Source organism: Carnobacterium sp. (assembly GCF_032094055.1).
GTDB lineage: Bacteria > Bacillota > Bacilli > Lactobacillales > Carnobacteriaceae > Carnobacterium_A.
Window position 1 is genome coordinate 15,238 of the sequence record NZ_DAMDAK010000022.1, and the last position, 7,732, is coordinate 22,969.

The following is a 7,732-nucleotide window of genomic DNA, read 5'->3' on the forward strand; positions in this document are numbered from 1 at the left end:
AATTCCGACTTTAGCTAAGAATTCAAAATCTATTAATGCATCAAGCATTGGCGGTGCTGGTTGGTATGTTATTGATGGAGTTGGAAACACAGATGCAGCTAAAGACTTCTTGAAACAAACATTTGCTTCTAATGTCGACTTGATGAATACTTTAGCTAATGAAATTGGTTTGATTAGTACATTAACAGCAGCCAGTGAAACGGACGCTTACCAAGAACCGAGTGAATTTTATGGTGGACAAAAAGTATTCCAAGATTTCTCAACATGGTCTGAAGAAGTTCCAAGTGTTAACTATGGTCTTCATACGTATGCTATTGAGTCTATCCTAACTGAGTATGTTCAACAAGTTGTTGACGGTGGAAATATTGATAAAATTCTTGAAGATGCACAAACTCAAATTGAGTCTTCAGTAGCAAACTAGTTAAAATAAGCCTAATTAGTAACCATGTAAAAGAGACTTAGGAATAAGGAAAGCTTAATGCTTTCCTTATTCCATTATATAATGGGATTTTTTAGTAAAGATTTATTTTTTTGCAACAAGATTAGTAGGGGGGAAATCAGGATGAATGGAAAAGGAAAACTTGGTACTAAAAAGAATGGTAATGGATTTATTATTCTCCCTGTCATTTTGATTAGTATTTTAGTATTTATTCCAATGATTCAGGCATTGGTCACGTCTTTTCAGTCCGGTACACCGACCAATATGCACTTTAATGGCATCGGGAATTATCAAAGAATGCTGACAGATACAACATTTAGAAAAGCCTTTTTAAATACCTTTTTATATTTGATTGTTCAAGTACCAGTTATGCTTTTTCTGGCTTTAGTGTTATCTTCGATTCTAAATGACAAAAATTTAAAATTTAAAGGAATGTTTAGAACAGCAATCTTTTTACCTTGTATCACATCATTAGTTTCTTATTCGTTGGTAATGAAAAGCTTGTTTTCAGTTAATGGATTTGTAAATACATTGTTGATGAACATCAATATGATCACAGAGCCTATTCCATGGCTGACAAGTCCAATATGGGCCAAAGTATTGATTATTATCTCGATTACATGGAGATGGGTTGGCTATAATATGATCTTTTTCATAGCTGGATTGCAAAATATTGATCCTAGTATTTATGAAGCTGCTGATATTGATGGTGCAACAGCAATTCAAAAGTTCTTTAGGATCACTATACCTAATCTAAAACCGATTATTCTTTTCACAACGATTACATCCACTATCGGAACCTTGCAATTATTTGATGAAGTTCAAAATATTACTGTGGGGGGACCAGCAAATGCAACGCTGACATTATCACAGTACATCTATAATTTAAGTTACAAGTTTACACCAAACTTTGGTTATGGAGCAGCTGTTTCCTTTGTCATAGTGGTTGCTATTATCATCCTGACCATCATTCAAAATAAAGTAGGAGGAGATAATAATGAAGCGTAAAGTATTATCCATATTAAAATATACTATTCTAACCATTATCTCGATCATTTCTCTTTTTCCATTTGTCTGGATGCTGCTGGGAATGACAAATAGAACAGTGGATATTACGGCTGGGAAATTTATGATTGGAGACCAGTTTCTCCTAAACATTAAAAATCTTTTTGCTTCTGATTTAGGGTTCACTCGATCCCTAGGTAATTCAGCAGTCATAGCTGTTATTACAACTATATTAGCACTGATTATTTCTTCAATGGCCGGTTATGGATTTGAAATCTATAAATCTAAAGCAAAAGATAGAATTTTCAACTTTTTATTATTATCTATGATGGTTCCATTTGCAGCGTTGATGATTCCGTTATACCGGATGTTTAGTAGTTTAAGTAAAACTCCTTTTAAATTTTTAGGTATCAATACATTGTTTGCTGTTATCGTACCAACTATTTGTACAGCTTTTTTGATTTTTTTCTTTAGACAAAATATTAAATCTTTCCCTAAAGAATTAGTTGAAGCAGCTCGTATAGATGGATTGGGTGAGGTTGCTATTTTCTTTAAAGTCTATATGCCTTCTGCAAAAAATACTTATGCAGCAGCGGCAATCATTACTTTTATGAGTAGTTGGAACAGTTACTTATGGCCATTGGTTGCTTTGCAATCACCAGAGAAACGAACAGTGCCTTTAGTATTGTCAGCAATGGGAGCGTCTTATACACCTGATTATGGCATGCTGATGACCGGTATTGTCATTGCTACGTTGCCAACTGCATTTGTCTTTTTCTTAATGCAAAAACAATTTGTTCAAGGAATGGTAGGTTCAATCAAGTAAACTCAACGAGCGATGTTTTATTTTTATATAAAGCTTTGAATAAACTATAATCTATATAAGGAGAATCAACAATGACTAAAAAAGTGTTTCAGAGAATATTATACGGGGGAGACTATAACCCTAATCAATGGCCTGAAGAAGTTTGGTCAGAGGATATGCGTATCTTTAAAGAAGCTGCTATTAATTCAGCCACTATTAATGTATTTTCATGGGCAAAAATCCAACCTTCTGAAGAAGAATATAATTTTACCGAATTAGATAAAATTATTGAATTATTAAGTAAAGAAAATTATGACATCGTTTTAGCTACCTCTACAGCTGCTTTGCCTGCTTGGATGTTTAAAAAATATCCAGAGGTAGGACGTACGGATTTTGAAGGAAGACACCATAAATTTGGACAACGTCATAACGCTTGTCCAAATAGTTTAGTCTATCAGAAATATGCCAGCCGTTTAGCAGGGAAATTGGCAGAGCGTTACGGGCTTAATCCACATGTGAAATGTTGGCACATCAATAATGAATATGGTGGAGAATGTTTTTGTGAAACCTGTGAAAAAGCTTTTCGCGTTTGGCTAAAAGAACGTTATGGAACGATTGAAGCAGTAAATAAGGCATGGAATCTAGAATTTTGGGGACATACTGTTTATGAATGGGATGAAATTGTACTGCCTAATGCATTAAGTGAAGGAATAGATTATGAAAACACAGCTTTTGCTGGTATCTCAATTGATTATAGGCGTTTTAACTCAGATAGTATGCTAAATAATTTTAAAATGGAACGTGAAGCCATTCGTAATTTTGACCAAGAAACGCCCATTACAACTAATTTAATGGGTACTTATAAGTTATTAGATTACTTTAAGTGGGCAAAAGAAATGGATATTGTATCATGGGATAATTACCCAAGTTACAACACTCCTACTAGTTATTCTGCCATGTGCCACGATTTGATGCGCGGATTAAAAGATGGACAATCTTTTATGTTAATGGAACAAACACCAAGCCAACAAAACTGGCAGCCTTATAATTCCTTAAAACGCCCTGGGAAAATGCGTGCACAAAGTTATCAGGCAATAGCACACGGAGCAGATACTGTTCAGTTTTTCCAATTGCGTCGATCGATTGGAGCCTGTGAAAAATTTCATGGTGCTGTAATTGAACATGTCGGGACAGAAAATACACGAGTTTTCCGTGAAGTGGCAGAATTAGGAAAAGAACTAACCACACTTGGAGATAGCTTGTTAGAAGCTGTGTCGACTAATAAAGTTGGAATTGTTTTTGATTGGGAAAATTATTGGGGGGTAGAATATACAAGTGGTCCGAATAAAGACTTAAAATATGTTGATCAAATTCATCACTATTATGAATATTTTTATAAAAAAAATATTCCTGTTGATATGATCTCAGTCGATAGCGACTTCAGCAAATACGATTTAGTAGTTGCGCCCGTTTTATATATGATCAAAGAACAATTGGCTGAAAGATTATCTGAGTATGTGAAAAATGGTGGGCACATGATCACAACGTTTATGAGCGGAATCGTCAATGAATCAGACAATGTTTATTTAGGAGGATATCCGGGACCGTTACGCGAAATGGCAGGTATCTGGGTAGAAGAGATTGATGCTCTAGCTCCAGAACAAACCAATACGATTGCCTTTGAAACTGGTGAAGAGTATGAATGTCAGTTATTATGCGACATTATTCATACAGAAGGCGCTGAAGTAGTAGCTCATTATGCGAGCGATTTCTATAGCGATACTCCAGTTATAACAAAAAATGAGTTCGGTAAAGGAACTGTTTGGTATAATGGAACGCATGTTGAAGCAGAGGGATTAAAACAATTCTTGGACCTTGTAGTAAGTGAAAGGAGTCTTACTCCGATAGTTGAACAAGCTGAAGGGCTAGAAATCACAAAACGTATGAAGAACGATAAAGAATTTATCTTTGTTTTAAATAATAATAAAGAAATATATGATATACCAAAAAAATTAGTAGGTAAGAAGAATATCTTAACTGGGAAAATGATTACTGAGAAAGATACATTGGCTCAATTTGATGTCATGATTATAGAATAACTACTTTGCAGAAATTGTATTAAGCTTACAAAACAATTAAGTTTGAATATTTGTACGTAAAATAGGTGCCAATGATTATAACTCATTAGCACTTATTTTAGTGTGGGAAATTAACAAATATCCTTCAATTGTTGCTTATTTTAATGCTTCAATAATTTAATTACTTTTATCGTATATTTCATACTCTAGACTGATTTATTTAAAGGGGAAATCGGTTATACTAAAGCTATAAATGAAGACAATAGAACAATAAGCAGTTGTGTCCACTGCCTCATTGTCACTGACTCTCCAAAGATAAGTTGTATAACTCAATTGCAAAAAGCATCCACTCTGTCTCTGAATTTTGGTAATGAAATTAGCTGATTTTCCGAATTTATAATGATAAAGGATGAGATGAAAAATGAAAATGATTCAAAAACAAAAGAAAACACCGATGACACAAGTAAAGTCTCTTATACTATCTCTTTTTAGTACAAAAGTAAGCGGGAAAAAGAAATTGATGGTCGCAGCGATTATTTTTTATATCATTAGTCCTATCGATTTTATCCCGGATTTTATTCCTGTAGCAGGCTATGCTGATGATGTGATCCTTCCGATTTTGCTGATCGTTGCGAATAAATTATTGTCAGACAATAGTGAAGTGAAAAATAACAATATCATAAAAGAAGCTGAAAAAGTTCAATAAGCTATTTAAAGAATTACCCTCGCGCGGTAGTTCTTTTTTACTTGATGGTTTTATAAAAACTATTACAAAAGAAGTTAGAAAAAGAACTTAAACTTACAAAAATCAGTTACATTACTGGATCATTTAAAGAAAATCAATAGGGCACCTTATTTAAACAAGGTATTGAACTTACAAAAGTCATTATTGAACAATATGGAAACATAGAGCCCTTGTATTCAGAAGAGTTCGCTAAATTATTGGAAAACAAAGAAAAAGAGACAAATGTATGAAAAAATAAATTTTCAGAAAGTATGTAAAGTTAGATGAGTTTCGGATTTTGTAGATGAGAAAGTCACTAGTTACAACTTCAAGTAGCTGTTTAAATGAAATTTATAACTATTTTATAAGAAAAAGTTTCATTATTATTGAAACGCTTACAAATGTGTGGTATGCTGTTTTTAATCGTAGGTGTGTAATGAAAAGCATAAGCCTAGATTCATCTAAAAAGATGAGTCTGGGCTTTTTTTGTGTAAAAAAGGAGGAGTAGATACGTTTCATACCTACAAAAATTTAAAAATATAAGGAGGATTCATTATGGTCGAGAAGTCTAATGCTCAAGAAGTACTAAAACTAGTAGGGGGGAAAGAAAACGTCAGCCGTGTTGCCACATGTATGACTCGTCTTCATATCTCTGTAAGAGATCATACTAAAGTGAATTTTGATGCTATAAAAGAAGTCGAAGGAGTATTGGGGGCAGTTGATGGAGAAGTTATTCAAGTAGTTTTTGGGCCAGGAAAAGTACAACGCGTTGGAGAACAATTCGCTAACTATGCGGGGCTTACATTGGGTTCAGATGATCTTGAAGATATAGATTTAGAAGAAATTGCTCGAGAGAACAAAGGTTTTAATAATGCAAAACAAACAAATCCTATTCAAGTATTTTTTAAACATTTTGCAAATGTCTTTTTACCGTTGTTACCTGGAATTGCAGCAGCAGGTTTGATAAATGGAATTTCTAAAATTATCAATTTACAAACAGACAATGCTTATACCGGTGTCTGGTGGTATGCTTTAATAACAACTTTAGGCTGGGCTTTATTTGAGTACTTACCAATTTTTGTAGGTATGAATGCAGCTAGAGAGTTTAAAGGAACTCCAATATTAGGCGGTATAATTGGCGCATTATCTGTAAGTTCAATTTCAATGCCATTATTACAAGAAATTAATGAAGAGGCGATTTTGCTTCCATTTACACATACACAATTTGATCCTGCTGCTGGTGGTATTTTAGCAGCGGTATTGTCAGGTTTTTTCATTGCGTATGTTGAAAAACACATCAGAAAATTTGTTCCAGATGTACTTGATATGTTTTTAACACCGTTGATTGCTCTTACTATTTCGGGATTTATAGCTTTGATTGTTATTCAACCTTTTGGAGCTTATTTAACAGAAGGAATATTTTTATCAGCTGACTTTTTATTAAACAAGATGGGGATTGTAGGATCATTCTTGCTATCAGCTCTCCAATTACCTTTAGTAGCTGTAGGACTTCATAGAGCTTTTACGCCGATACATGTATTAATGAATGATCCTAACGGACCTACTGGTGGAGTGAATTATTTATTGCCAATTCTACAGGTTGCAGGTGCAGGGCAAGTGGGTTCAGCTATTGCTTTATGGGTACGTTCTAAAAAAGAAAATGATCGTTTAAGTAAAGCAATTGGGGCCACATTACCTGCAGGGATTTTAGGAATCGGGGAGCCTTTAATGTATGGAGTTACACTGCCTTTATTAAGGCCATTTATTTGTGCTTGTATAGGTTCTGGGTTTGGAGGTATTGTTATGAGTTTGATGGGGGTAGGTTCTATTTCTCAAGGAGTTTCTGGTTTGTTAGGCTTCTTGATTGTTAAACCAGGAACACAGTTAGGATATCTATTTGGTTTTTCAGTGGGATGTGCTGCTGCTTTTGTTATTACTTATTTCTTTGGTTACCAAAGAAATAAAATCCAATCAATTTTTGGAACAAGTGTAAAAAAAGAGGTAAAGATAAAAGAAAAAGAAGTCAATGTGTCTCATCCTAAAATTTAAAAGAAGGAGGGAATAACCATGTGGGATCTACACATGCATACGAATTTGTCAGATGGTTCTTTATCTGTTCAAGAATTATGTGAGTATTTACAAAAAGAAGATATAAAACTTTTTAGTATTACAGACCACAATCATTCAATGGCATATAAAGAAATTCTACCAACAAACATTCCTTATATTACAGGGACAGAAATAGCAACATCTCATAAAGGAAGAGTTATTGAAATCCATGGGTATCTAACAAATCCTAAAATAATTAATAACTGGTATAGAAACTTTTACTCAGAAGAAAATTTAGTGAAAAATGAAACAATTTTATTTGAGAGAATGAAGGAAATTATACTCAATAAAAACTTGATATTGACAAAGGATTTAAAGATGTCTTCATATGAAAAGGGTATTTCAAAAAAAACTATTTATTACGATTTAATAAAAAATAATAATAATTTTAAAGAGCTATTTCAAACTTATGGCAATTTTTTTAGGCAAGCTTTAGCTAATCCAAATAGTGATTTTTTTATTAATGAAGCGACTACCTATCCTTCTGTAGAAGAGGTTATTGACTTAGTTCATTCTGCTAATGGTTTAGCTATTTTAGCACATCCATATGAGTATGGATTTAAAAATCTAAC

The 7,732-nt window shown here is 33.5% G+C and carries 6 protein-coding genes and 1 pseudogene; all 7 read left to right on the plus strand.

What is annotated here, in order from left to right; all coding sequences use genetic code 11:
* Window positions 1-421 (plus strand): annotated as a pseudogene (locus tag RT405_RS05200) (ABC transporter substrate-binding protein); the annotation flags it as partial.
* 141 nt (window positions 422-562) lie between these two features.
* Window positions 563-1,447: a sugar ABC transporter permease gene (locus RT405_RS05205; protein ID WP_313468153.1), complete on the plus strand. Its 885-nt coding sequence runs from the start codon at window positions 563-565 to the stop codon at window positions 1,445-1,447.
* Window positions 1,437-2,270: a carbohydrate ABC transporter permease gene (locus RT405_RS05210; protein ID WP_313468155.1), complete on the plus strand. Its 834-nt coding sequence runs from the start codon at window positions 1,437-1,439 to the stop codon at window positions 2,268-2,270. Before RT405_RS05205 ends, RT405_RS05210 begins: the two co-directional genes overlap by 11 nt.
* A gap of 71 nt (window positions 2,271-2,341) precedes the next feature.
* On the plus strand, window positions 2,342-4,348 hold the full coding sequence (locus RT405_RS05215; protein WP_313468156.1) for a beta-galactosidase: 2,007 nt from the start codon (window positions 2,342-2,344) through the stop codon (window positions 4,346-4,348).
* 400 nt (window positions 4,349-4,748) lie between these two features.
* Window positions 4,749-5,033: a DUF1232 domain-containing protein gene (locus RT405_RS05220; RefSeq protein ID WP_313468158.1), complete on the plus strand. Its 285-nt coding sequence runs from the start codon at window positions 4,749-4,751 to the stop codon at window positions 5,031-5,033.
* A gap of 573 nt (window positions 5,034-5,606) precedes the next feature.
* Entirely contained in the window at window positions 5,607-7,100 is a 1,494-nt protein-coding gene (locus RT405_RS05225; protein WP_313468159.1) for a PTS transporter subunit EIIC, read from the plus strand.
* A gap of 18 nt (window positions 7,101-7,118) precedes the next feature.
* Window positions 7,119-7,732 (plus strand): PHP domain-containing protein (locus RT405_RS05230; RefSeq protein ID WP_313468161.1); only part of this gene is annotated, 614 nt, incomplete at its 3' end.